Origin of the sequence: Micromonospora sicca (assembly GCF_003172935.1) — a bacterium.
In the GTDB taxonomy this organism is placed as follows: domain Bacteria; phylum Actinomycetota; class Actinomycetes; order Mycobacteriales; family Micromonosporaceae; genus Micromonospora; species Micromonospora sicca.
Genome location: NZ_QGKS01000223.1, coordinates 80,657 through 105,813 on the forward strand (window position 1 = coordinate 80,657; position 25,157 = coordinate 105,813).

General features: G+C 68.5%; 19 protein-coding genes and 1 pseudogene. 4 read left to right on the forward strand and 16 right to left on the reverse strand.

What is annotated here, in order from left to right; translation table 11 throughout:
* Positions 1-4: 4 nt before the first annotated feature.
* Positions 5-2,761, forward strand: a complete 2,757-nt coding sequence (locus DKT69_RS15385) for an alkaline phosphatase family protein (RefSeq protein ID WP_109802241.1) — start codon at positions 5-7, stop codon at positions 2,759-2,761.
* A 183-nt stretch (positions 2,762-2,944) separates the two neighbouring features.
* Here the strand turns inward: DKT69_RS15385 and DKT69_RS15390 are convergent, their stop codons facing one another.
* Positions 2,945-3,649, reverse strand: a complete 705-nt coding sequence (locus DKT69_RS15390; RefSeq protein WP_236647937.1) for a TetR/AcrR family transcriptional regulator — start codon at positions 3,647-3,649, stop codon at positions 2,945-2,947.
* Positions 3,650-3,851: 202 nt separating this feature from the next.
* Here DKT69_RS15390 and DKT69_RS15395 point away from each other — a divergent pair, with 202 nt between their 5' ends.
* On the forward strand, positions 3,852-4,490 hold the full coding sequence (locus DKT69_RS15395; RefSeq protein ID WP_109802259.1) for a DUF2306 domain-containing protein: 639 nt from the start codon (positions 3,852-3,854) through the stop codon (positions 4,488-4,490).
* 272 nt (positions 4,491-4,762) lie between these two features.
* Here the strand turns inward: DKT69_RS15395 and DKT69_RS38335 are convergent, their stop codons facing one another.
* The gene (locus tag DKT69_RS38335) at positions 4,763-4,939 is read right to left on the reverse strand and encodes a hypothetical protein (protein ID WP_161557850.1); all 177 of its coding nucleotides are present in this window, start codon (positions 4,937-4,939) and stop codon (positions 4,763-4,765) included.
* 209 nt (positions 4,940-5,148) lie between these two features.
* Complete coding sequence (locus tag DKT69_RS15400; RefSeq protein WP_201749682.1) at positions 5,149-6,429, reverse strand: phospholipase D-like domain-containing protein; 1,281 nt, start codon at positions 6,427-6,429, stop codon at positions 5,149-5,151.
* 153 nt (positions 6,430-6,582) lie between these two features.
* Here DKT69_RS15400 and DKT69_RS39795 point away from each other — a divergent pair, with 153 nt between their 5' ends.
* Together DKT69_RS39795 and DKT69_RS15410 are read left to right on the forward strand one after the other, a co-directional pair.
* Positions 6,583-8,004 (forward strand): hypothetical protein, encoded by a 1,422-nt coding sequence (locus DKT69_RS39795; protein ID WP_236647939.1) that lies wholly within the window; start codon positions 6,583-6,585, stop codon positions 8,002-8,004.
* Positions 8,001-9,041 carry an ABC transporter ATP-binding protein gene (locus DKT69_RS15410; protein WP_109802243.1) on the forward strand — a complete coding sequence of 347 codons (1,041 nt, stop codon included), beginning with the start codon at positions 8,001-8,003 and terminating at the stop codon, positions 9,039-9,041. The genes DKT69_RS39795 and DKT69_RS15410 overlap by 4 nt, the downstream gene beginning before the upstream one ends.
* Before the next feature lie 277 nt (positions 9,042-9,318).
* Here DKT69_RS15410 and DKT69_RS15415 read toward each other — a convergent pair whose 3' ends face one another.
* The 13 genes and pseudogenes from DKT69_RS15415 to DKT69_RS15470 all read right to left on the reverse strand — a co-directional run.
* The gene (locus DKT69_RS15415) at positions 9,319-9,591 is read right to left on the reverse strand and encodes a hypothetical protein (RefSeq protein ID WP_109802244.1); all 273 of its coding nucleotides are present in this window, start codon (positions 9,589-9,591) and stop codon (positions 9,319-9,321) included.
* A 135-nt stretch (positions 9,592-9,726) separates the two neighbouring features.
* Positions 9,727-9,969 carry a type 1 glutamine amidotransferase family protein gene (locus DKT69_RS15420; RefSeq protein ID WP_109802245.1) on the reverse strand — a complete coding sequence of 81 codons (243 nt, stop codon included), beginning with the start codon at positions 9,967-9,969 and terminating at the stop codon, positions 9,727-9,729.
* Between the two features lie 245 nt (positions 9,970-10,214).
* Positions 10,215-10,586, reverse strand: a complete 372-nt coding sequence (locus DKT69_RS15425; protein WP_109802246.1) for a hypothetical protein — start codon at positions 10,584-10,586, stop codon at positions 10,215-10,217.
* A 448-nt stretch (positions 10,587-11,034) separates the two neighbouring features.
* The gene (locus DKT69_RS15430; protein WP_109802247.1) at positions 11,035-11,358 is read right to left on the reverse strand and encodes an STAS domain-containing protein; all 324 of its coding nucleotides are present in this window, start codon (positions 11,356-11,358) and stop codon (positions 11,035-11,037) included.
* 6 nt (positions 11,359-11,364) lie between these two features.
* On the reverse strand, positions 11,365-11,865 hold the full coding sequence (locus DKT69_RS15435) for an ATP-binding protein (RefSeq protein ID WP_109802248.1): 501 nt from the start codon (positions 11,863-11,865) through the stop codon (positions 11,365-11,367).
* Positions 11,866-12,114: 249 nt separating this feature from the next.
* Positions 12,115-15,270, reverse strand: a complete 3,156-nt coding sequence (locus tag DKT69_RS15440; RefSeq protein WP_109802249.1) for a M36 family metallopeptidase — start codon at positions 15,268-15,270, stop codon at positions 12,115-12,117.
* Positions 15,271-15,632: 362 nt separating this feature from the next.
* A complete protein-coding gene (locus DKT69_RS15445) occupies positions 15,633-17,135 on the reverse strand; it encodes a CocE/NonD family hydrolase C-terminal non-catalytic domain-containing protein (protein ID WP_109802250.1) in 1,503 nt (500 codons plus the stop codon).
* Positions 17,107-17,649 carry an alpha/beta hydrolase family protein gene (locus DKT69_RS37760; RefSeq protein WP_146231092.1) on the reverse strand — a complete coding sequence of 181 codons (543 nt, stop codon included), beginning with the start codon at positions 17,647-17,649 and terminating at the stop codon, positions 17,107-17,109. The genes DKT69_RS15445 and DKT69_RS37760 overlap by 29 nt, the downstream gene beginning before the upstream one ends.
* A gap of 318 nt (positions 17,650-17,967) precedes the next feature.
* Positions 17,968-21,732, reverse strand: coding sequence for a carbohydrate-binding domain-containing protein (locus tag DKT69_RS15450; protein ID WP_146231093.1), 3,765 nt, complete (start codon positions 21,730-21,732; stop codon positions 17,968-17,970).
* A 230-nt stretch (positions 21,733-21,962) separates the two neighbouring features.
* Entirely contained in the window at positions 21,963-23,057 is a 1,095-nt protein-coding gene (locus DKT69_RS15455; protein ID WP_109802252.1) for a LacI family DNA-binding transcriptional regulator, read from the reverse strand.
* Positions 23,058-23,222: 165 nt separating this feature from the next.
* Positions 23,223-23,996, reverse strand: coding sequence for an SDR family oxidoreductase (locus DKT69_RS15460; RefSeq protein WP_109802253.1), 774 nt, complete (start codon positions 23,994-23,996; stop codon positions 23,223-23,225).
* 58 nt (positions 23,997-24,054) lie between these two features.
* Positions 24,055-24,921, reverse strand: coding sequence for an NAD(P)-dependent oxidoreductase (locus DKT69_RS15465; protein WP_255420202.1), 867 nt, complete (start codon positions 24,919-24,921; stop codon positions 24,055-24,057).
* Positions 24,922-24,930: 9 nt separating this feature from the next.
* A pseudogene (locus DKT69_RS15470) lies at positions 24,931-25,157 on the reverse strand (IS982 family transposase); the annotation flags it as partial.

Sequence of the window (25,157 nt, forward strand, 5' to 3'; positions counted from 1 at the left end):
CTCAATGCAGGTAACACGCCGTCGGCGTGTCGAGAAGGACCATTCCAGCCTTCTCGGTCGAAGCATCGGCCGCCGGATACCCCTCGTCACGGCAGGCACCACCGCTGTCGTCGTCGCCGCGGGCAGCGGCATCGGTTTCGCCCAGACGCACCAGTTCGGCACCGACCAGGTCGGCCAGACCACCGACCAGGGCCTGGTCGTGTCCGACGACCAGTACATCAACCCGATCGGCGAGCGCCTCGTCGTCAACAACGGCAAGATCATGTCGTCGTCGGTCAGCCCGGACGGCACCCACATCGCGGCTTCGGTGGCCGACGGTGGGATGGCCCTGGCCATCGTGGACCTGAAGAACTGGAAGGTGCAGCAGCTCGTCGGCAACAACGCGGCGGCGAATGTGCGCATCAGCGGCAACGACGTGGGCCAGGAAGGCCCCACGTACTCCCCCGACGGTTCGCAGCTGTGGCTGGGCCAGGCCGACGGCTACCGCAAGTTCACCGTGAACCCGGACGGCACCCTCGCCAACCCGACGTTCATCCGGATCCCGCAGGACGGGGTCAAGCGCGCGTTGGTGGGTGAGGCGGTGTTCTCGCCCGACGGTTCCACCGTGTACTCCGCCGTCAACGGCCAGAACCGGGTGGTCGCCATCAACGCGGCGACCGGGGCCGTCCAGCAGAGCTGGGCCGTGGGCAACGCCCCACGCGACGTGATCACGGTCGGCAGCAAGCTCTACGTCAGCAACGAGGGCGGGAGTCCGGCGAAGCCCGGCGACACCACGATCAACTCCTACAACACGCAGGTTCCGGCCGACCCGGTGACCGCTGCCACCACCACCGGCACGGTCAGCGTCATCGATCTGGCGAACCCGGCTGCCGCCGTCACGAGCATCGACGTCGGTCTGCACCCGACCGCCCTGTACGCCAAGAACGGGGCAGTGTTCGTCACCAACACCGCCACCAACGACGTGTCGGTCATCGACACCGCGAGCAACAAGGTCGTGCAGACCATCGCCACCCAGCCGTGGCCGGAGGCGACGGTGGGCTACGAGCCCGACGCGGTGACGCTCACCGACGACGGTCACCTGCTGGTGACGCTCGGCCGCGCCAACGCGGTCGCCGTCTACCGGTACACGACCCCGCTGGAGCCGGTCAGCTACGTCGGCCTGCTCCCGACGGACTACTTCCCCGCGGAGATCACCACCGTCGGCAACGACGTGCTGGTCTCCAACACCCGCGGTATCGGCGCCCGCCGCGCCACCAACAGCGCCGCGCACGGCACCCACGACACGACGTCGAGCCTGCAGCGGTTCACGCTGCCGAGCGACGATGTCATCAAGTCCGAGACCGGCAAGGTTTTCAGCCAGAACGGCTGGCACGGCGGCTCGGTCACGCTGACCGAGGGCAAGGGCGACGCGAAGCCGGTGCCGGTCCCGCTGCGGCTCGGTGACCCCTCGACGATCAGCCACGTCTTCCTGATCGTCAAGGAGAACCGGACCTACGACCAGGTGTTCGGTGACGACACGCGTGGGAACGGCGATCCGACGCTGGCGCAGTTCGGCGAGAACGTGACGCCGAACCAGCACGCGATGGCACAGCAGTTCGGGCTGTACGACAACACGTACGACATCGGCACGAACTCGGCCGAGGGTCACAACTGGCTGATGCAGGCCGACAACCCGGAGTACACCGAGTCCACGGCCGGTGAGTACATCCGCAGCTACGACACCGAGGACGACGCTCTCGGCCACCAGCGGACCGGCTTCATCTGGACCGGTGCGCAGGCGGCCGGGAAGACCGTGCGGGACTTCGGCGAGTTCCACCAGTTCCTGACCAAGCCGGCCGGGGCGAGCTGGCAGAACCTGTACTGCGACACCAGGAACATGGCGGCGACCGGGCAGGACACCGCCTACTCCATGGTCTCGTCCTCGCCGATCCCGTCGCTCAACGACGTGTCGGTGCCCGGCTTCCCGAAGTTCGACACCGGTGTCCCGGACATCTACCGGTACGAGATCTGGAAGCGTGACTTCGAGAAGAACGGGCCGGCGAGCCTGAACATGTTCTGGCTCTCCAGCGACCACACCGGTGGTCCGCCGAACGCGGCCGCTCAGGTCGCGGACAACGACCTCGCGGTCGGCAGGATCGTCGACACGATCTCGCACAGCCCGTACTGGAAGGACTCGGCGATCTTCGTGGTCGAGGACGACTCCCAGGCCGGCCTTGACCACGTCGACGGCCACCGTGCCCCGATCCAGATCATCAGTCCCTGGGCCAGGCGCGGCGTCGTCGACAGCCACTACTACACGCAGATCACGATGATCCGGACCATCGAGCAGATCCTCGGGATCCACCCGATGAACCAGAAGGACAGCGCGGCCAGCCCGATGCGTGGGGCGTTCACCCACAACGCGGACTTCACGCCGTTCACCGCGCTGCCCAATCGGACCTCGCTGACCGCAGGTCTGAAGACCCCGCCTGCCTGCGGCTTGGACACTCCGGCGCCGCAGAACCCCAGTGCCGCGGCCGCTCCGTCGGCGAAGGTGCCAGCGGACAAGCAGGAGGTCGCGGCGAAGTGGGAGGACTGGAAGTCGCAGCAGCGGCTGACCGGGCCCGACGCCAAGCCCGACTTCGCGAACCCCGCGCAGATGAACCACTTCACGTGGTACCAGACGCACGAGTGGACGAAGCCGTACCCCGGCGAGGACAAGATCTTCGCGCCGGAGGACGTGCCGGGCGCCTACATCCCGTCGTCGGAGTCCGACGGCTGACGTAGGCCGCTCGCGTCAAGGGGCCCCTGGGCTTGGCGTCACCGCCGGCCAGGGGCCCCTTCTGCCCCTGTGTGGGCAAATACAGGATGTGGACCATCGATGTCCGCCCCAAGCAAGGGACTGCCTACCGTGCCGGGCGCCGAGGGCACCGGCACCGACCACACGCGGGCGTCTGTCGTCGGGTCAGGACTGGTTGCTGCGGGAAGTCCATCCCTGCCGGTGGAGCGTGTCGAACCCGTCGAGCAGCAGGTCGAGCGCGAACTCGAACTCAGACTGGTCGTCGCAGCCCTGGCCCACGACCGACCCCTCGTCGTGGGCGGCGGACATCGTTATCTCCGCGATGTGGGGATACCTGCCGGCCAGTTCGCGGAACATGGCGGCCTGCAACTGCGGGTCCGCAGGCAGCGGTGAGGCGGGAAACAGTTCCTGGGTGAACCCCCACACCCGGCTGCCGAGAGCGTGCATCACGTGGTGAGTGAGGTCGACGGAGAAGCCTCCGGCCCGGAACATGCCGACGACCGAGTTCAGGTAGTCCAGGACGACCAGGGTGGGCCGCGGACGGGACTCGATCACGCGCGACGCCCAAGGGTGGCGCAGCAGGGCACGTCGCGCCGAAAGGATGCGCTGTCGGATCGCCGGCTTCCACTCGGTGCCGCCGACCGGCGGATCGATCTCGCCGACGACGATGTCGACCATGCCGTCGAAGAGCGCCTCCTTGTTGGCCACGTGCTTGTAGAGCGCCATCGGCACGACGCCCAACTCCTGGGCGAGGTTGCGCATGCTCACCGAGTCGACGCCGGTGTGGTCGGCGAGTTCGACGGCGGCGCGCAGCACCCGGTCCCGGTTGAGGGGGGCCCGGCGCGCGGCGTTCATCTGCTGCTGGGCCATGTCCGTCGCCTTCCCTTGAAGCGGATGCAAAGGCTAGCGCGTCTTGACAGTGTACGGCGTACACCTTACCCTACCGACAGGTGTACGCCGTACACTTCCGCGCCGTGGTCAAGTGGCGGCTGGACGGATGACCAGAAGATGAAGGGATGTCCTCGTGACCTCCTCCGCCAAGCGAAAATGGCTGGTACCCGTCGGCCTGATCATGCTCAGCGCCGTTCCCGTGATCGCCGGCGCCGCCCGGGTCACCGAGCTCACCGCCGGTGCGGCGGTCACACCGGACAATGCCCGGTTCTTCGCCTCGCCCGTACCCGTGCTGGTGCACATCGTCGGAGCCAGCCTCTACTGCCTCCTGGGGGCGTTCCAATTCGCCCCCGGCCTCCGCCGCCGCCGACCCGGCTGGCACCGCATCGCCGGGCGGCTGCTGATCCCAAGCGGGCTCGCCGCCGCACTGTCGGGCCTCTGGATGACGCTGTTCTATCCGCGCCCGCCCATCGATGACGTGCTCCTCACCCCGATCCGGCTCCTCTTCGGCTCGGCCATGGTCGGCTGCATCGTCCTCGGCTTCGCCGCCATCCGGCGTCGGGACATACCCCGTCACAGAGCCTGGATGGCTCGCGGCTACGCGATCGGCCTCGGCGCGGGTACCCAGGTCCTGACCCACCTGCCCTGGATCCTGCTGGCTGGCCAGCCGCGCGGACTCGTCCGGGTGCTGCTGATGCTCGCCGGCTGGGTGATCAACCTGGCTGTGACCGAGTGGGCGCTGCACAGGCGGCCGACCAAGGGTGCCCGGCCCGCGAGAGACCTTACCGACGCTCCCGCCAGCGTTCTTGCCAGTCAATGAGGTGATACGCCATGTCCGGCACCAATGAGGCTCTCGCCGCCGGCCATGACCTCGATGGCGACTGAGCGCCTGGGCGGTCAAGGTGAAGCGGGCGTTCACCCGGCAGCATCGTGTACGGGGTAGTCCCGGCTTATCTTGGGCGAACAGACTCTTCCACGCGGTGGAGGCCGCCCGATGCTCCCGGCGGCCTCCACAGTCAGCTCCCGCAGTGGATGTTGTCGTCGATCAGCCCAGCAGCGACAGGATCCGGTTGAGCAGGGCGACGATGCCGTTCACAGCGCCGCCTGCGCCACCGGTATTGTCGAGCAGACCGGCGATGGCGCACTGGAGGTGTCGCGCTCCACCGCCGGGACCGCGCCGGTGCCGGCCGGGCCCGCGCTGCAGTGGTCCGGGGTGAACCGGGCGTACGCGCCGATCGCGAGCAGGTTGAGCAGGATGAACGTTGCCACTGCCGCCAGTGCCCAGCGACGGCCGTCACGTCGGTGCTGTCGCCGCTCTCCTGGGGTCGGGGCGGGCAGCGGGGACGATCGCACGATCTCGCCCGTGCCGCCCACCCGCTGGCGGCCGTGCCGGACGCCCATCAGGCCGGCGACCCGAACAGGTCCACACCCTGCACTCCCCGGAACGCGGGGATCAACAGGAAGAGAGCGCCAACCGGTCAGGATCGGCACGGGAAGCTGCTCTTCGAGCAGGTCACCCCGTAGTTGTACGCATCGTTGAAGTGTGTGTAGTAGGCGTCGTAGAGCGGGTGCGTGGTGCCGCTCTCCGGGGCCATCTTGACGAAGATCTCGTCGTTTTCGTTGAGAGCGTCCTGGGTCCAGTTCTGAGAGCCGGTGTAGACGCGGTACTGGTAGGCGCTGCCGTACTTGCCGTAGGCCACGAAGAACTTGTCGTGCACCTTGTCTTGGCGGCGGATGGCCACGCCAGCGTCGAGCAGCTCGTTGTAGACCGACTGGCTCATCGCGATGCCGCCGTCGGCGTTCGTGCCGATCACCATCCAGACCTTGCACGTGGCGGCGCGGAACCGGGTGACGAGATCAACGATCTCCGGACGCCCGGTGGTCACCGACGCCATGGCCACCCGCAGCCGGCAGTTGGTGTCGGGGGTCAGGTCGTTGAGCCGGGTGACGATGGTGTCGGTCTGCCCGACCCCTTCCGGAGACGCGTACGCGTCGGCCGCGGCCGCCTGGTAGTAGCCCCGGCCGGAGGCGGCGTCGTAGTAGTCGTTGCCGCTGTAGTGCCGGCGGTTCCACATGTCGGTGAAGTTGGCGTTGAGCCCGGCGGCGAGCGCCGCGTCGCCGTAGACGGTGATGGCGTTGTTGAAAGCGTCCGGGCCGGTGGCGTAGGTGAGGTTGCTCGACCCGGACCAGACGACATTGTTGCGGGCGACGCCGTTCGGATCGGTGGTGCTGGTGAAGGTGAACAGCTTGGTGTGCATGTCGCCGGCGGCACTGGTGCTGATGCAGCCGTGGCCGCCGCTGCTGTTCAGGCAGAACTGGTAGTTGCTCAGCTGCTTGATCGTCGCGACGGCCGAGTCCGTCGAGGCCGCGTTCTTGCCGTCGAGGATCACCGTCACGGTGACGCCGCGGCTCTGCGCGCGCAGCAGGGCGTCGGCAATCGAATCCACGCTGAGGGAGTGGATTGCTCCCCGGATGGTGGAGCCGGCGGGCGCCGCGTCGATCAGCCGCTGCAGCTCCGTGAGGATGGTGTAGTCGCGCCCGGCGGTCGGATCGGTGAAGTGCGCCCACACCGGGTAGCCGGCCAGGGTGGCCGACGCGGCGGAGACGCTCACCGTTGCCGTCGCGGCCGGTGCCACTCGGGGCGGCGATACCAGCGGGCTCAACCCGCCCGCGACAAGACAGCACGCCAGCGTACGGCGGATCGCGGCACCCACACGGCCCATGGTCATAGATACGCGTCGTTCGAAGAAAAGTTCCACATGTCAATCGTTGGCGGCGAGATGCGGTTCACCGGCGCACTCAATACAAGTCGCAATTTTGCTGTTTGTGCGGTATTGGCTGCCAGCCGGCTGCTTGTCTGTGACCCTGTCCGCGTGGGCACAGGACCTGCATGTGACGCCGTTGAGTTGAGGGTGCACGGGGTATCCGGCGGCACGGCGGAGAAGATTCTCGATCACCCGATCGTGGTGCGGGTGGCCGGGGATCGTCATGCCGGTTTCTACCGGCCGCGGCCGGGAAGCGGCGCGGCCGGCGGTTCCACTGACGGTGTCGCGGTGGAGGCGTACCGCTGGGGTGCCCTGACCGCCGGCGCGGCGGTGCGGACCGCTTCGATGGTGCTGTTGTTGCCGTTCATGCTGGGCAACCTCGCGGTCTGGCTGCGCCCGACGCCGACCGACCGGTTCGGGCTGCTCGGTGCGCTGTGCCGACTGCTCGCCGGCACGCTCACCGCCGCCTTCGTGCTCTCTGTCATCGGCGTCACGCTGGACCTCGTCGGCTGGCAGTGCGTGCCGTACGACCGGTGCCGGGAGGGCCGCCCCTACCTGTCCTGGCTCGATGAGCTGCCGATGGGTCCGCGTCTGGCCCTGCTGTCGCTCATCCCGCTGCTCGCGCTGCGGCTGATCTGGGGGATCGGCGTGCGGTCCGCGCGGGCATTCGAGGCTTTCGGACCGCCAGCACCACGTCCGGAGACCTCCGAGCTGCCCGAGAGCCTCAACACGCGGGGGTTCTGGGACGACGAGCGGACAACGGCCTGGCTGCGTCAGATTCACGTCGGAGTCGGCGCCGGCACGCTCGATGCCAGCCTGCTCGCCGGGATCGCCGACCCGGAGGCTCCCGTAGACAGGTTGCTGGTCGTCGCCGCGATCGGCCTGCTGGGGTTCTGTGCGGTGCTGCTGTGCCTGCCCGTACCGGCGACCCGCGCGGGGGTTCGTCGCCTTCTGCGCCCCCTGCGGGCTGCCACGGTCGCGGTGACCGTCCTGGCCCTCGGCTACGCCGCCCTGCGCGCCGGCGATCCCGCCGTGGTCGGACAGCTGCCTGGGTACGAAGGCACCACCAGCGGCCTGATCACGGGACAGGGTGTCCTGCTCGTCCTGCTCGCGCTGGTCACCATTCTGGTGTTCTTCGGCATCCACGTGGCGTACCCGCTCTACCAGACCACGTGGCTGCTGGCGCTGGCCTACGCCGCGCTCTTCCTCCCCCTCGCCGTCGGTGCCGTCGCCGCGGCCGCCGCCCAGTCGCCACCCGGTCTGGAGGAGATCGCCCGGTCACTGGGACGCGGGCCGGTGACGGTGCTGCGCACGGTCACCGTGCCACTCAACCTGCCGGGCATCGGCGCCGGGGCGGCACTGGTGTTCCTGACCTGCATGAAGGAGCTGCCGGCGACCCTGCTGCTGCGCCCCACCGACACCGACACCCTGGCCACGGAGCTGTGGACGCACACCTCCGTGGCCGCATACGCCGCCGGGGCTCCGTACGCCGGGCTGCTCGTGCTGCTGTCCGCAGGCCCCGCCCTGATCCTGGCCCGGCGCACCCTCACCGCGAAGGACCGACCATGACCACACTCACCGTCCGGGCCGCGAGCAAGAGCTACGGGGCGGTCCACGCGCTCCGCGCAGCCGACCTGACGGTGGCGGCCGGAACCCTGACCGCGGTGCTCGGCCCGTCCGGCTGCGGCAAGACCACCCTGCTGCGCACCATCGCCGGGTTCGAGCGCCTCGACGGCGGAGAGATCCGTGTCGGTGACAGGCCGGTGGCCGGACCCGGCCTGCACGTCGCCCCGCACCGGCGACGCGTCGCCGTGGTGGCGCAGGACGGCGCGCTCTTCCCGCACATGGATGTGGCCGGCAACGTCGGATACGGCCTCGACCGGGCGGCCCGGCGTGACGGCCGGATCGAGGAGGTGCTCAGCCTCGTCGGTCTCGCCGGGTACGGCAAGCGGATGCCCCACCAGCTGTCCGGTGGGCAGCAACAGCGGGTGGCCGTTGCCCGCGCCCTGGCACCACGCCCACCGCTGATCCTGCTCGACGAACCGTTCACCGCACTCGACGCAAGCCTGCGCGCGGAACTACGCACCGACCTGCGCGCCGCGCTGCGCGCAGACAACGCCACCGCCGTCCTGGTCACGCACGACCAGACCGAGGCACTCTCCATCGCCGACCAGGTCGCCGTCATGCACGACGGCAGGGTCAGGCAGACCGCGAGCCCTTCCGACCTCTACAACCGGCCCGCCGACCAATGGGGCGCCGCCTTCGTGGGCGACGCCAACCTCGTGGACGCCACCGCCCACGGCAGCACGGCCCAGACGCGGCTTGGCACCCTGCCCCTCTCCAGCTCGCACCACGGGGACGTAACCCTCCTGATACGGCCTGAGCAGCTGCGCCTGAACGACGCTGACACTTCGGGTGTACCCGCAACCGTCCGTCACTACTTGTTCCACGGCCACGACGCCCTCCTCGACCTCCAGCTACACGACGGAACACGGGTGACCGCACGGATCCTGGATCAGCCAACCCACTATCCGTCAGGGACACATGTCAGGCTCACCGTCCGCGGGGCCGCCTACGTGCTACCTAGACCCGCCCCTTCCCGTTGACGGCCTCGACGGAACGACCACGTCGACGAGGTGCACCGACTGGAACGCCGCTGCGAAGGCCGCCGACCGTAGCCAGCGGTCGGTCGGCCGTACAGCCGGTTCACCCGCAGCAGCCCAGCCGATCGTCCTGCCGGTCATGGAGCACGTCACCAAGAACATCGTCGAGGCCCGCAGACGCCTCGGCGGTGGCCTCGTTCCCAGGGGAGTGGCCACCGCCGTCCAGAGCGCCGGGCGCAGCATGTATGGGCTTGTCGGGCGACGGGCGGGACGCCCCACCTCACTCGCGGCGGTCCTCGTCGATCGGTTCGACCAGCTGGCGTTGCTCCAGAGCATCAGCTGCGTTGGCATCGGCCGGCAGGGTTGTCGCCGGCAGCCGGTGCTCGCCGATCACCGACTCGCCCTGCTCGACCAGGTCGGCTTCCGTCGCGCTCTCCGGCTGGGCCGCCGGCGTCTCGTCGGGCTGCCCATCGTCCACGAGCGGTTGCCGCTGCTCGACCGCGTCGGCTTCGGGCGGCAGCTCCAGCGGGTTGTCGTCCCTACCGATGGTCATCCCCAGCTCCTTCCGCTCGACGGGTCCTGGTCAGTTCCCTGATCCTGGCGTGAGGCAGCGAATCCACGCGGGTCCCCGAGCACGGACGCGATCCGGAACTGGTCACCCCGGCGAAGAACACCCCGGTAGCCCCCGTCAGCGCCCCCGCGCATGGGCCGGATTGGCCTGTTCCCGGTCCTTTAGGCGCAGCGCACAGACGTGCTGCACACCCAGCGCGTCGAAGACCTCGAGGTACTCCGACTCCACCCGGCGCGGCTCACCACTGGCCGTGGTGATCACCACAATCCGCGCCCGCGGCCCTCCTGACAGGTCCACGAAGCGCTCGAGTATGCCCGTGCCGTCCGAAGCTCTCTGCTCACCTCCACCGGTGACGACCATCCGGCGGCTCTCCGCTCCAGCAACTCTCCGGGGAACACCCTCCGCCATCGACCACCTCACCGAACCAACACGCGGGAGGCACCCAGGAAGCGGGCGCCCAAGTGCAGGCGCCAGGAGCGACGAAGCGACCCGGCACCTCTGAGCGTGCCGGGTTACCCCTCGCGGCGGCGCATAGTCTCGACAGCCGCCCCTGACACGAAAATGCGAGCAACCTCGCCCGCGTTCCTGTCCGCCGGCAATTCAGCTCACTGCCGTGCGGCGCGTCGCTCCAACCAGTAGCCGCCGAGCGCGAGCGCGATCAGGGCGTCCTGGGTGACCAACGAGGCCGGCAGTCCGAGCAGCCGCAGAGGGGGCCCGCCCTCTTCGTAAGGAGACGTTCCAGGCACGGCGAGGGTCACGTTGAAGGCGCCATAGCGCAGCAGCGGCAGCAGCGCAGCCACCCCGGTCGCAAGCCCCCGCTCCCGCTGTCCATCGCGGGCGAGCAGCCAGAGCATCATCAGGCCGGACCAGCTTGCGCCGACCACCTCCGCGGTACCGTGCCAGCGGGCGTGCGGGCCGTAACCCGGCCCGAAGGTGTGACGGCGGTTCCAGTCGGCTATCCACGGCACCAGCGTCATCGCTGCCCCACTCGCAAGGAGCAGGTACCGACCCCACCTTGATCGCATGGGTTCTCCCTCACGCGCGACTGGTCGACAGGTCCCTTCCATCGTCGGCCCGGTGACCGTCAACACCCACACATTTCGGCAAGCTCCCGCTGTCTTCGCACCTCCGCCCGCGTCTGCGGGTGAGGCCTTGGACGAGTGCCATGGCGTGGGCGAGGATGCGTCCCGTACCCACGACGAGCGGCTGTGGGGCGGCGGCGCCGCCCGAACCGGCCACGACGATCGTGTGGCCGGCGAGGGCCGGCGGAGCTCCGGCCTGGTTCAAGCAAGCCAGTTCGAGGCCGGCGGGACCAGCGGCAGTGTTGACGTTACCGTGCTCGTATCTCGGATGCACCGTTTGCACCATGGCGCGGTATCGCCACGTGTCCGCAAGATAGGGTGCTCCCCTGGCCGATCGTGGCCGTCACCGGGTGCCGGATGTCAGGGCGTTCAAGACCCCGGTGACAGCGAGTACCCGATGCACCTGGGCGGCGGGATTGACCACAGCGAAACGGCGACCTGCAACCCTGGCCGAGTTCCGCGACTTGATGAGCGCGGTGATGACGGTGGAGTCGATGAATGTCACCTGGGCGAGGTCGACCTGCACCCGGGTGCCTGCATCAACCGCCTCCTGCAGCAGCGTGTGCAACTCCTCGGCACCGTTGATGTCGATCTCGCCGGACAGCGCGACAGTCCTCGCGTCACCGTCGGCACGGACCCGATATCGCCAGGTCGGCTCTGGACTCACGCCTACTCACCCTTCATCGGCAGATAAGTCGACCCTATCCCTTTCAGGGGGCGAACTGTCCAGAGTGACGGGTGTCGATTGGGGGGTAAGGCAGACGCTCACTGAGGCAGCGACTCCGGCGGGCCCTCCAGTCACCGTCAGCGTGCCGGTTAGCTGGTGCGCCAACCACAGCCCTCGGCCGCCCGGCACGTCCGCCGCCGGCATCTCGACGAGCAGGTCACCTATGCCGGCACCGTGATCGGTCACCTCACACACCAGCACATCAGCGCGCAGGTAGAGATCCGCCTGCCCTGCCCCGCCGCCGTGGCGCACCGCGTTGGTCACCAGTTCATGAACGGCCAGCACGAAGTCGTCTCCGGCTTCGCCGGGCAAGCCGACCGCCGCGACCTGCGCGGCAAGCAGATGCCGTACCTGCGTCACCGTGGCGCCCGTGAACGGCTGCGACAGCAGCACGACCGGTGGACTCCCGTCCACGCCCACGCTCACCAGGTCACCGCCGTCGCTCATACCGGCAGGCTAACCACCAACGGCGGATCCGCGACCGTTGCTCTCCGGCAAGCACACTGCCAGTGACGCAAGGGTATCAAAACCTGCACAACTGGCCTCCACAAGGACGCCCGGGAGATTCAGCGCGTCGGGAGGGGTCGGACGCCGGCAGGGGCAGGAGGTGGTGGCTGCCGGGCGTCCAGCAGCCACCACGCAACATACGGCACGGACAGGTTCAGGAGAAACTGCTCCAGCACCCCACGCTCTGCGTCACCTCGTGTCGGTCGCGGTGAGGGTGAACGGCACTGCGGCGCCCAGCCACAGCTGGGTGAGGACGTAGTGGGCCCCGCTCGGGATGGTGCCGGACTCGTCCGCGGCCGACGAGGCCGCCGAGCCGAGCAGGGTGCATGACTCGTCGTAGAAGTACAGGTCGAAGTCGTACGGCGTGACGGTGTCGCTGTGAACCTGCGCCTCGTGTGCCCCGTCGCCGAAGCTGTCCGGCAGCTTGGTGACCCAACCGTCCGCGCCCTGCGCCGGCGCGGCCGGCACCGCACAGGCCGTCTTGAACGCGGTGGCGGTCACGCCGGTGGCGTCATCGGCCGTGCCGGTGGACGGGTTACCCGCGACGATGAGCCCGCTGTCGGTCACCGGTGCGTCCGGCGGGGACGGCGGCAGCGGCTCCACCCCGATAGCGGTCTGCGAGAAGACCTGCAGCTCGGCGGTTTGCACGTCGCTCTTCGTCTCGCCCAGCGAGGCGTCGGTCCAGAACCGCACGTACTGCGCCTGCACCGCCTTCGGCAGAGTGAACTGCTTGTAGTGCAGGTCGGGTGCGGTGGGGCGGGGCGTCTGGTAGCCGAACGCCTCCGGCTTGGTCAGGACGGTCTGCCAGTTCGCCCCGTCGGTGGAGGTCTGCAGGGTGAACGAGCGCAGCCCCTCGAATCGGGCGGTGGTGAAGGCGCTGACCTGGACCGACGAGATCTGCGCAGGAGCGGCCAGTTTGATCACCGCGTTGCCGGTCTCCCGGCTGGCTTTCCAACTGCTGGCCTCGGTGTCGTCGATCAGCCGTGCGGCGCCGGTCGCCGTGGCCGAGACAACGGTGGCGCCGTTGGCGGCAGACGCCAGGTTGGGCGCCAGAGCGAACCGCAACGCGGAGGTGGTGCCGGCGGTGACCTTCACACCAGAAAAGGTCCGAGAGCCGAAACCCTCAGCCGTGATGGTCACCGGGTAGGTGCCGGCGGTCACCGGCGCGGAGAACCCGCCGTCCGCGGACGAGGTCCGCAGCGGGGTGACCCTGGCTTCGAAGACGCCCAGGCTGATGCGGGCGCCGGGGATCGGCTTGCCGGTGGCGGCATTCACGACGGTGCCGGTCAGGGTGCCGTTGCGGGCCGGATTGACGTGCTCGTAGGACGGGGTGGGGTCGGTGTCGTCGCCGCCGTCGGTGGCGGCGTGCAGGCCCAGGCCCCGCTTGGCGAAGGCACCGTAGACGGTGTCCACCAGCGCGGCATAGTCGGATCTGCCGTGGTAGCGGTTGTCCAGTGCGGTGCGGATCGCGTCACGCATGTCGATGAACGAGGGGTCCGCCGGGGACAGCGGCATCGCGTCGGTGACCAACCGCGCGGCCATCTCACCGCCCGCCGCCTCGCCGTAGCGAGCGACGAGGGCCTTACGCATGTCCCAAAGCGTGGCCGTCCAGATCTCCCCGTCGGAGTGGACCTCGGCGCCGCCAAGGTCGTATCCGATGTCACCGAAGCCGGTGGGGTTCTTGTCGTAGCTCCAGTTCCGGATGCCCCGGTCGGTGTTGCCGGTGGCGTGCTGGCCGACCACGGCCGTGGTGGCGAGCTTCTTGCCGTAGAGATAGTTCAGCGCATACCAGTCGCCCCAGCCCTCACCCATGGAGCCGGACTGGTGGGTGTTGAGGGCGTTGTCCTCACCACTGACGTACCGGTTGGACAGCCCGTGTGCGTATTCGTGCTCGATGACGGAGGCGTCGAAGTTGCCGTCCGAGTACGGCCCCTCGAAGCTGTCGTTGACCGGCTCCCACAGGAACATGCCGCTCCAGGCCGGGATACCGTCGGGCAGAGTGAGCATGTAGGCGTTGTCCCGGCCGGTGTACGTCGGTGCGCCGCCGCTGGTCGCGCCGGCGTGCACCAGCCCGAGGACCGGGTCTCCACCCGAACCGCCGTTGGCGCCGTTGCTCACCTGGAAGTTGCCCCCGGACTCGGTGAAGCCCAGCGCCCGGAACTCGTCGTGGATGCGGTTGTGGTGCCAGAACAGGTTCGTCGCCGCCGGATCGAGATCCAGGACATAGCTCGGCGGTACCGCCTGGCCCTTGCTGCGCGCCCAGTTCGCGGAGTACGCGTAGTTGAACTGCGCGGTCGGGCTCACCGGCCGCGGTCCCTGGTCCGCGGGGACCAGGAAGTTCGAGTAGTTGGCGTACGTGTTCGCGTTGTTGCCGAAGGTCGTCGGCCCGGCCACGCCCACCAGCCCGGTCGGGTCGACGTAACCCGACGGCGACTGGGCGGTCGGTCCGAACGACTTGACGACGGGTGCGCCGCCGGCCGGCGCGCCCGGGTAGTTCTCGTAGACGGTGCCCTCGGCGTCGCGCGCCACCAGGGACGCCTGGTACAGCGTCTCCCCGGTGGACGCGTCGACCACGGTGTCCCACGCCTGATCCAGGGCCTTGATAAACAGCACGCGGTAGGCCGGCCGGGCGCCGTCGCGTGTCGGGAACGCCGCCTTCTGCACATACGACTCACCGGCGAAGGGGCCCTTCGCGAAGACCTGGAATCCTGCACGGTCTGCGGTCGGCTGCGCCGTGTAGGCCACGCCGGGGGCGAGCTTGCTGGCCACACCTTCCAACACCTGGCCGGCGGACAGCTTGTGCCCAGCGGTGAGCCCGCCGCCGCGGGCGGAGTTGCCGGCGTAGGAGAGGACCTTCCCGTCGCTGGTCACCGCCACGCCGAGGCGCCCCCCGCGGACCGCAGGAACCCCGGCGAACGTCTGCGCGAAGTTCACCACGTGCGTGCCGGTGCCGACGAGTTCGTGATCCCGCAAGACCGTCAGCGCCGCGACGTCCGCCGCCGTCAGGCCGAACGCGTCACGATGGGCGTCGATGAAGGACCGGGCCACCTCGATCGCGTTCCCCGAACGCGGGCCGGTGAGCCAGCCACCGTCTTTGCGGATCGTCCGAGGCGTGCCGAACCGCCCGTCCCAGCTGACCCGCGTGCCGGCGCCCGCGGCGCCCACCAACTCGCGCACCGCAGACAGTTGAGCGTCGGTAGGTCGTACGGACTCCGACGTACGGCGGACATCGAGCCGCTCGACGCCCGGTGACCCGACATCGACGACGGCCGAAGCGGCCGATGGAGTGAGTGTCAAGACCAGGGCGAAGGCCGCCCCGACGGCCAGCGGTGGACGGATACGCATGGAAGCTCCTCTGAAGGTCGGATCATGCCTGCGTCGTGCCGGAGGTAGTAGCCCCTCGTGATGGACATCGACGTCAACGGCTGAAGCGCAACAACCATCGGCCAAGCGCCGGCCGGCCGCCGATCACCACCCCGTCCCAGGACTGAGGGATGACCGACACCTCCTTGCCGTCGAGCCGACCCGGCGACCGGTGGGAACCGGTACGCGCGGGCTAAGACGCAGGCAGCGTGGCCGGTAGGTACCGGCGGGCGTATCGGCCGTGGCTGCCAGAGCCGGGCATGTGCTGCGGTTTCACCGGAGCGCCCGTCACAGTCGGTGGCAGGGGGGCACCAGCCTTGAGGTCGCCGCCCCGGTGCCGTTGACTACTGCATGGTGATCTCGGCGTCCTGCCGGACCGGCAGCACGAGGCGGGTGGCGGACAGGTCCAGTGTCGCCGTCACCGCGGCGTTCGGTGCCCGGTAGGTCGGGTGGTCGACCTGGGCCAGGTCCAATCGGATCCGGTGGCCGGCAGCGAACGTCCAGTGGTTGCCGTACAGCGGCACCTGGACAATCCCGCTGTGGGCGTCGTACCCGTTGAAGTCGAACCGGTAGACACCTCGGGTTACCAGCACGGCAGTGCCGTCGGGCGAGACGTCCCATACCCGCGCGATCAACACGGCGCCGGCCGCGCCCGGCGTCGCGGCGTACCGGGCCTGAACGTGGCCGACGCCGACGAAGGTCTGCCCTGCGGGCAGCGGCCGCGACAGCGACGTGTACCCGCCGCCGGTCGGCGTGGCCAGTCGTGCGGACATGCGGCAGGCCGGGCCGCTCGCGGTGTTGCCGCCCGCGACTGCGTCGGTGGCGGGGCCGTCCGGGTCGCTGGCGCCGGCCGTCGCTGGCAGGAGGGCCTCGCCCTTGTATTCCACGATCAGCCTGCCGTTAGCGAGGGCGGCGGGGCTGGGTGCGCTGATCGCGTCGGCGGCAGTCGCAGTGCCCTCGCACCACGTGGGGTAGCTGGAAACGGCGGTGCGCGCGGGTCGGCCACCGGCTATGTTCGCCTGCAGGAACGTCCACGCCCCTTGGTTGATCGCCTGCCACACCGTCGGCGGGTTCTGCGCCCGGGAGTGCCCGACGTCGCCCACCATCACGGCGACCGGCCAGTCCCGGTCGAGGCTCTTGAGATAGGTGAACATCCGAAACGACTCGACCGGCGGGAAGAGGTCGTCGGTCCAGCCGGAGATGGACAAGACCGCCGGCTCGCGGCCCGCGTTCCGGCCGATGCGCCACCCAGGCTGGTAGTACGCGGAGTGCCAGGCGCTGAAGGCGGTTCTCACCTGGGCCATCATCGGGTCGTCCACGCGGCCCGGGCCGCCGTACGGCTCCCCCGCGTTGACCCTGCCAAGCCAGGCAGTGAACGGCTCCGGTCCGTTGCTCTGCGGCGACAGGGACCCCTCGTCGAAGACGCCGTTGGCGGTACCCAGGCCATAGAGGCCACCGATGTAGCTGGTCTTGGCGACGCCAATCGGGTTGCCGACCCCGAGGCTGTCCGGCTCACCCTGTGAGGACGAGTACTCATCTGTCCCGCGGTACGGCTCGCCGGGAGCCGCTCCGGAAGGGCCGCCGGGGTGGCCGTTGGGCATCAGCGAATACGCCAAATCGGTCCACGGGTACTTGGGCACGGCAACCTGCAGGCGCAGTCGTGGCAGGCCAGGGAAATCGCTCCAGTACTCGCTACCCGCCTGGGCAGCGGCCTGCAGCCAGCTCTCTCCGCCACCGTAGGAGCCGCCGCTGACCGCAACCTGATCCGGGTTGACGTCGGGGTACGCCAGCGCGGCCAGGCTGGCCAACCATTGGGTGTCACGGATCTCGACGTCTTTGTTCTTCACGCGTATCGTGCCCGTGGGCGGGCAGGCCGAGCCGCCAGGCGGCAGGCACGTCGGGGCCTCGCCAGCCGGAGTCGCCGGTTGGTAGCTCGCACGTGGACCGTTGTCGCGGAACCCCGCGAGCGGTGTAGGTGACGACGTAGTAGCCGTGCCTGGCAAACCAGTGGTTGTTCCAGTGGTACTTGTCCGCCCCATCGGCGACGTCCGAGGTGGACTCCCACTCGTGCTTGTCGTTGCCGAATCCGTGCAGCAACACGATCATCGGATGGCGGTCACCGGTGCCGGGCATGGGACGCGTTACGTCCACGTCAAGGGGCGAACCATCGAAGCTGGGTACCTGGGCTGAGCATACGGTGATATCACCGTACTCCGCGCAATTGGCCCTCAGCTCCTCGGCATCCGTTGGCCCACTGAGCCCGGCGCCCGACGCAAGCGCCGTTGTGGGCATAGCGCCGGACAGCACTGCCAGCAGAACGACGCTGACGGCAAGGGTGATCCGGCCGGACGCCATACGCATTCGTGTCACAGCAACTCCCGCCCCTCCACTGGCCGCCCGCCCAACTCCGGCCACTACCGATGTTCATCGCTCCCGGCGGCCAAGCCGCAACAGCAAGCTGATTCCCATCGACACCGACGCCACCAGCCGCCGTCGTAGATATGGGAAGGTCACTGGGTCGGCGCGTTGGTGGTAGTCGGATCAGTTGGGCCGGCGGAGGCCAGCCCCCACCACCCAGGGTGGAAGTCGCTCGACCGAAGGGCGAGGATCTACAACACCCACCGGCAACCCGGTGAAGTTGGTGGACACCGCCTTAGGTGTGCAGTCGCGCGAGGCTCGTCAACCTGCTTGTCCGCCGGCCACCTTCGTGAGCTTGATGTAGTCGACGACGATCGACCCGGGTCTCACGGCCTCAAAGCGGACCGGATGCCTTCCGGCGTCCGCGAAGGTCACTCGCCCCAGGCTCACCGGGATGTACTGGTTGGCCGTCGAGCTGTTCTGGTCGACCGCCGCCCCTTTCGCGACGCCGTCCACGTACGCCTGGACCGTCGCCCTCCCGGACGTGTTCGTCTTGTACTGGTATGAGACGTCATAGGTGCCCGCGACGGGAACACCGACGTCGAACTGGATCCATTCCCCGACCGGCACCGAGTTGGTCTGCAGGTACGTCGCCCCGTTCGTCGAGGAGGTGGAAAGAGTGATGCCGGGGACACTCCGCTCGACCGTCTCGAGCTGCGACTCTCCCTCGATCACCAGGTCAGGTGAGACGACGATCCGGTACTCCGCTTCCGTCGTGCCGTCTTCCGCCGTGATGACCAGGGTGTCCCCCGTGTCGAGCAACTCGCCCGCGCTCCTCGGCCGACCGTCGGGAGCAGCGACCGCATACGTCTGGGCGGTGCCGTCCGTCGACTCGATCTGCGTGGTCAGGCCGGCCGCGGTGGACCCTAGCACCGTCGTGACGATCCTCGATTCAGTATCCAAGCCCGTCACGTTCTCGTGCCCGCCCCGCTTGAGCTGGATGGCGGTGTTGTGCGGGTCCTTCACGATCGGCGGGTAGGCCTGGGCGTCCGACACCGTCACATTGGTGAGGTCTTGGAGAGGAGTCAGTTTGTTGCCCCAGGCGCCGTCGTAGAAGGCGGAGTCACGGAGGGTGATGTTGCTGGCGTTCTTCAGTTCGATGACGCTGGGGTTGTTCCTTCCCCGCACCATTGTCAGACCGTCGAGCTTCGCGTTCTTGACGTCGTCGAGCACGAAGGCATAGCGGTCGTCGTTGCTCTCGAAGTTCGTCGTCACGTTCTTGAAGCTCAACCCTTGTACGTGCCTCGCCCAGAACCCGTAGGAAGGCTGCACCCCGAAGTCGGCGACGTTGTACTTGCCCACGCCCAGCTCCGGAGGGCTGATCTGCGAGTCCTCGTAGCTGTTGCCGCCCTTCACCAGCAGGTTCACATTCTCGAACGTGACGTTTTCGACGTAGCCAATGGTGCGACCGTCCGGGAGGGCCGGTCCGCCCTCGCCGACCTTGTAGCCGGCGATGATCGGCGTCGCCTTGCTCTGGTTGGTGTAGGGGACCCATCGCTTCGAGGGGTCGCTGTACTGACTGCCCCCGTAGACCTCCTCGATGTTGACGTCCTTGACGTGAACGTTGCGGACATGGCCGATGTTGACGTTGATGCTGAGCAGCTCGTCCCGCTGCACGCCGTTTTCCATGAATTTCGTTCGCTCCGCCTGTCCGCCGATCACACGGCCGCGGTTGGAGATCGAAATGAAGAAGGGTGCCCGCGTGCGTCGCATCTGCGCCTGGTGGTGGACCGGTCCCGTCTTACCCGAGTTCAGGTAGATGTTCTCGACGGTCGCGCCGTCGTTCGTGGAGATGGAGAAACCGGCCTTGTTGCCAGCTAGCACATAGATATTGTCGACGTAGGCGTTCCTGATGTCGTCGGCTGTCTCGCTGCCGATCTGGAAGAGGTTGCAGTTCGTGTCGCCGATGATGTTCCGGACGTAGAAGTCGGTCGCCGGCCTGGTGAACCCGAGGGAGGAGTCGCTGCCCGGTTTGACGATGTCGTCGGACGTCCCCTTGGCGTAGATGTTCTTGACGGTGACGTAGCTGCTCTGCATGAAGTCGAAGACGTCCCGCGCTTGACCGCCCTTGCCCTTGTCGTAGTAGAAGTCGTGCGTGTTGATGTGGTCCGTGCCGGTGGCCAGCAGTGCGAAGTGTCCGGCGTTGTCGACCTTCAGCATGTTGCTGATGTCTGTCTGCTTCGACTCGGTCGTGCCGTCCTTGGCCAGGCTCTTGATGTAGTACGGCTGGTCGGTCGTGGGTGAGTCGGTCTCCTCGTACCAGAGGTCCAAGCCGTTGTCGAGCCCGCCGAACTCGAAGTTGGTGCTGAGCTTCAGGGTCACCATCTTGTCGGCCCTGAGGTCCGGAGCGTTGTCCATGACCTTGTCGGTGGTCACGATGTTGCCGTTGCCCGAGATCCGGCCGTTCCCGATGATCTTGATGTTGTCGACCCTCTCGCCAAAGAACATGCTGTTCCTGAAGTAGGTGTGGCCGACGTCCTGCTTGGTCGTGTAGTTCTCGGGGTCCTCGTAGGGCCCCGGGTCGGTCGGGGACGTACCCGAGCGATAGGCCTTGTCGGAAAAGTACAAGGCCTCGGGCGCGTCGGCGCCCTTGATCGCGGAGATGGTCGCGTCCTTGTTGACGTACAGGTAGACGTTGCTGAGCAGGTGGACGGTCCTGACGTTGAACGTGCCGTTCTCGAACAGCAACGTCCCGCCGCCAATCTCGTTGAGGTAGCGGATCGCCCGATTGATCGCTTCCGTGTCGTCGGCAAGCCCGTCGCCCTTGGCCCCCATCAGCTTGGCGTTCAGCTTGCCGGCGTAGAACGATGCGACGTTCGACTGGCCGTGGTTCTCACCGCCTCTGACGTCCAGCTTGAAGTCGTACTCGGTGTTCGGTGCCAGGCCCACGACCTCGACCTCGACTTCGCCGGTGCGGGCGTCGACCGTGGCCTTGCTCTGCGTCCAGGTCGCGCCCCGGTCCGTCGACTGCAGCAACCTGACGGAGGCCGCGTGCTGAGGCGTCGTCCACCGGAATCGCGCCTTCCTGTAGGTGTCCGGGGTTTCCCTGTAGCTCAGGCTCTTGTCCAGCACCCGGCGGAAGTCGCTAACGGTCTTGACGACCTGGAGGCTGGCCATGGCTGCCGGGCTCGTCAGTTTCTCGGGCTCCGAGGTGGTGTAGGAAGCCTCGAACGAGTAGCTGCCCTGCTCGACCGAGACGTGCGTGAACCGGATCTGCAGGTCGGTACCGTTCGACGGCCTGAGGTCGAGCCCGTGGAACGTGATGACCTGGCCGCCGTCTCGTGCGTTCTCAATCTTGACCGTTCCCACCATCGGGAACCGGTAGCCTGCTCCGACCCTGCCGACCGACTGCGTCGCGAGCCCGGACAGTTTGACCTCTCCGCGACCGATGACGTTGGCAGTCGTGTTGTCCATCGTGGCGTGGATTCCTCGTGGCACCTTCACGCGCACGTCGGTGGCGGGGCTTCTCATACCGGCTGTGAAGTTTACGACCACGTCCGAGCTGGTGTTCGCGGTGATCTCGCCGTGCTGCAGCTCCAGCCGGCCGCGCACAGCGCCCTTGACGATGTCGATCGTGTAGTGGCGTGTCTTGTCTCCTGCGGTCACGGTGAGGACGTCGCCCGGCACGACCCGGTCAGTAGCTTGCTTCTGAGTACCCTGCGAGTCCTCGACCGTGTAGGTCTGGGCGGAACCGTCCTTGGAGGTGATCTCCTTCAGCAGCTGGTCTACCGTCTCGACCTCGAGCGGGGTGCGGCCCTGACCCTCGGGGGTGTCCACGGTGTAGATGAAAGTGACACCGGAAGCCAGGGTGATCGTGTTGCTCGAAATGTCAAGGACGTGGATGCCCTCTGCCGAGGGGACGACGGACACGGAATCTGGGACAGTGGTGCGGCTGACCGGTGCGGGCGCCGCGGCTGGTGCCGCCTCAGGCACCCGCCCGCCTGCGGCCAGGGCGGGTGGGGCGATGGAGAGCACCAGCGCCGTCAAAGCGCTTCCCAGGAATGTCATGCGGGTGGCGTTCGTCATCGTTCCACGACCTCTACCTTCGATCTGCCCGGCAGCGTGGGTTCGCCGACCCCGGGAAGGAGTCGCAGTGACCGTAGTTCCGGTGCAGGCCCGCAGACCATCAGTTGCCGTGAGTTGCCCTGGCGCGTGGTAAGAGGCCAGGGGGTGGCGACGCTGCCGTGCCCCCGGGCGGATGACGCACTCAGTTGCTACCCGGGCCGGCGGCGGTCCGCTCCGGGGTCCGACCTGGCCTATCCGGTGGTGATCCCGGCTGATGGGGTCTGCAGCAGGTCGGAGAGTTCCGCCTGTTCGGCGAGGGCAGCGATCCGGGTCGGGCGCCGTTGATCCGTGGAGGCGCGGACCACCAGGCGGGTCGGAATCGTGACCGGCTTGTCGACCGGACGCTGGGTGCCGGAGATGAGAGCGAGCAGGCCTTGCACGGCGGTGCGTCCGAGGAGGTGCAGCGGCGCGGCGAGGGTGGTCAGGCCGGGCGTGACCAGGTCGGTACCGAAGATGTTGTCGAACCCCACGACGCTGACGTCCTGCGGCACCCGGACGCCGACGGCCGAGAGACCGCGCAGCAGTCCCAGGGCCAGCAGGTCGTTGTAGGCGATGACCGCGCTGGTCGGTCGTCGGCAGAAGTCGTCAGCGGCGGCGACGCCGCCGAGCACGGTGGGCGGATACGGGCCGAGACGGTGCAGTCGCAGGCCCAGTTCGACTGCGGCCTCACGTAATGCCTGCCAGCGCATCCCGTCCGACCACGCCGCCTCCGGCCCAGCCAGATAGGTGATGTGGCTGTGACCAAGGGCGTGCAGGTGATCCACGGCCTGCCGAATGCCGTGATGGTGATCGGTAACCACCGACGGCACACCCGCGACGGCCCGGTTGAGCACGATCAGCGGCCGGAGCTTGGCCGTCATCCGTATCGAGGTGTCGGACATCCGGGTACTGGCCAGCACGATGCCCTCCACCGTCTGGACGGCCCGGTCCAACGCCTCTCGCTCGAGCCGGTCGGACTCCTGTGCGTCGGCGAGCAGCATCGTGTAGCCGGCCTCCATCGCCGCCGCCTGAGCACCACGGATGATCTCGAAGTAATACGGGTTGGTGATGTCGGAGATGGCCAGCGCGATCATCGAGGAACGCCCGCTGAGCAGCGCGCGGGCGACGGGATTGGTGCGGTAGCCCATCTCCACCGCGATCCTGCGGATCCGCCCGGCGGTGTCGGCGTTGACCCGGCCCGGGCGGGCGAATGCGCGGGACACCGTCGACGCGGCAACGCCCGCCGCCCGCGCCACATCGTAGATGGTTGGCGCCGCCTGTTCGTCGCTGCCGGTCGAACCTGCCACCGGGCCTCCTCGAGGTTACGGGGACGTTTCCCAACCTAGATCCTGCGACTACAGGCGACAACGGCGTGCCACCTTCGAGGCGGCTATGGCTCAATGGCTGCAATCAAGTCCTGCGGGCCTGACAGGGTCAATCCGGAGCCTCACGGCACCCGGCGGCGTCCCCGATCACGTTCCGGCGGCCCAGACCCGGGACTCGAAGTCCTTGTCCTGCTGGAGGCTGGCCGCGGGACGCACGGTCCGGTACGGGTGATGGTCGGCGGGAATCACCTCGACCATGGCGTCGACCATCTCCTGCGGGTCGTACTGGTTGTCGAGGTAGTCGCGGAAGTCCGGCGGGTCCAGCAGCGCGGTCGCCGGCTCCCACCACTGGTACATCGCCTCGACGCCCGTATCGTTGTAGCCGGTGCGGAACGGCCCCGGGTTGATGACGGCCACCCGGATGCCGCGCGGTTCCATCTCGTTCTTCATGGCCCACGCCAGCGCCTCGATCGCGTGCTTGGTAGCGGCATAGACGCCGAGCCACGGCCGGGTGCGGATGCCCGCCGCCGAGGACACCCAGACCACCTTGCCGCTGCCCCGGCGCAGCAGCTGCGGGGCGAAGCCCTGCACGAGGTGCAGGTGTCCGAAGACGTTCACCTCGAAGGACCGGCGGACGCGTTCCATGGGGATCTCCACCACAGCGCCGGCCTCCTGGATGCCGGCGTTGAGCACCAGGATGTCGACGTCGTGACCAAAGGCGTGCCGGCGGTCGAGGTCGTCGGTGACGTCGAGCTTGACCGCCTCGAGGGTGACCTCCTGCCGCTGCGCCTCAGCGCGCAGGTCCCGCACCTGGGACCAGATCTCCGCGCCGGCGACGACGTGGTGTCCGGCGCGGGCCAACCCCAGGGCGGCGCCCCGCCCCAATCCGGTGCCGGCACCGGTGATCAGGATGTTCGCCACGCCTCGACCTCCCGCCTGCGTACACCGCGAACGGCAACCGACCGGCGCCGCGGGTGCGTCACACCACCTCGCCCAGTCGGGACAGGGCACGGGTGACCACCGTCAGATCCTCGGCACCGAAACCCTGGTCGACCACCCACTGCCACTCCTTGGCGAGGCTCTCCGCGGCCGGGAAGCGACCGACCCCCACCTCGCGCAGCGCCAGGTTGACGTCCTTGAGCGCCAGCGCGAGGGGGTACTGCGTGCTGTAGTCGTCCCGACCGATCCGCTCCAGCTTCTCCGCCGCCCAGGGCGAGACCAGCGGGCTGCCCTGCAGGGCGCCCAGGACCGCCGGGCGATCCATGCCGAGCGCGTCGCCGAACGCGACCGCCGCGGCGAGCCCTTCGGCGACGAAGGCGAGCAACAGGTTGTTGACCAACTTCAGCCGCGAGCCGGCCCCGGCCGGGCCGACCCAGACCGTACGCTGCCCGACCGCGTCGAAGACCGGCGCGACCCGCTCCCGGGCCTGCTCCGGCCCGGAGGCCAGGACGACGAGTTTGCCCTGCTCGGCCGGGCCCCGGCTGCCCGCCACCGGGGCGTCCACCAGGACGACGTCGGGCCGCTCCGCAGCGACCAGGCGGGCCAGGCGCTCGGTCTCGGTGACGCCGATGGTGCTCATCTGCGCCCAGACCGCGCCCTCGGCCATCGCGGCCAGCATCCCCTGGTCGGTGGCGATGGACCGGACCGCGTCCGCGTCGGTCACCATGGTGACCACCACGTCGGCCCGGCGTACCGCGTCGGCCGGGCTGTCGGCCACCTCCGCGCCCTGGTCGCCGAGCCCGCGGGCCGGCTCCGGATGGCGGTTCCAGACCACCGTCGGCAGTCCGGCCCGGAGGATGTTGCCGGCCATCGGCGTCCCCATGCCGCCGAGCCCTAGATGATCGATTCCAAGGGGTCAGTGGTCGTAGGCGGTCAGGGATCGCATGGTCGGTTGGCCGGTGTGCCAGTTGTGCCAGATCGCGGCGGTCAGGGCCAGGACGCGTTGCAGGATCCGGACGGTGACGCCTGTGATGGTGCGGCCGCCGTGTTGTTCGAGGTCGAGTTGGCTCTTGAGGGTCTGGTTGACCGATTCAATGCTCTGCCGCACCGCCCGCAGCAGGCCACGACCGGGGCGCGCCGGTT

What these genes read in the sequence shown, in the direction of transcription:
- DKT69_RS15385 (WP_109802241.1), top strand. Translation starts at nt 5, where the DNA reads ATGCAGGTAACACGCCGTCGGCGTGTCGAGAAGGACCATTCCAGCCTT.
- DKT69_RS37760 (WP_146231092.1), bottom strand. Translation starts at nt 17,649, where the DNA reads ATGCGTATGGCGTCCGGCCGGATCACCCTTGCCGTCAGCGTCGTTCTG.
- DKT69_RS15390 (WP_236647937.1), bottom strand. Translation starts at nt 3,649, where the DNA reads ATGGCCCAGCAGCAGATGAACGCCGCGCGCCGGGCCCCCCTCAACCGG.
- DKT69_RS15395 (WP_109802259.1), top strand. Translation starts at nt 3,852, where the DNA reads ATGCTCAGCGCCGTTCCCGTGATCGCCGGCGCCGCCCGGGTCACCGAG.
- DKT69_RS15440 (WP_109802249.1), bottom strand. Translation starts at nt 15,270, where the DNA reads ATGCGTATCCGTCCACCGCTGGCCGTCGGGGCGGCCTTCGCCCTGGTC.
- DKT69_RS15420 (WP_109802245.1), bottom strand. Translation starts at nt 9,969, where the DNA reads ATGGTCGTCACCGGTGGAGGTGAGCAGAGAGCTTCGGACGGCACGGGC.
- DKT69_RS15415 (WP_109802244.1), bottom strand. Translation starts at nt 9,591, where the DNA reads ATGACCATCGGTAGGGACGACAACCCGCTGGAGCTGCCGCCCGAAGCC.
- DKT69_RS15410 (WP_109802243.1), top strand. Translation starts at nt 8,001, where the DNA reads ATGACCACACTCACCGTCCGGGCCGCGAGCAAGAGCTACGGGGCGGTC.
- DKT69_RS15450 (WP_146231093.1), bottom strand. Translation starts at nt 21,732, where the DNA reads ATGACGAACGCCACCCGCATGACATTCCTGGGAAGCGCTTTGACGGCG.
- DKT69_RS15425 (WP_109802246.1), bottom strand. Translation starts at nt 10,586, where the DNA reads ATGACGCTGGTGCCGTGGATAGCCGACTGGAACCGCCGTCACACCTTC.
- DKT69_RS15435 (WP_109802248.1), bottom strand. Translation starts at nt 11,865, where the DNA reads ATGAGCGACGGCGGTGACCTGGTGAGCGTGGGCGTGGACGGGAGTCCA.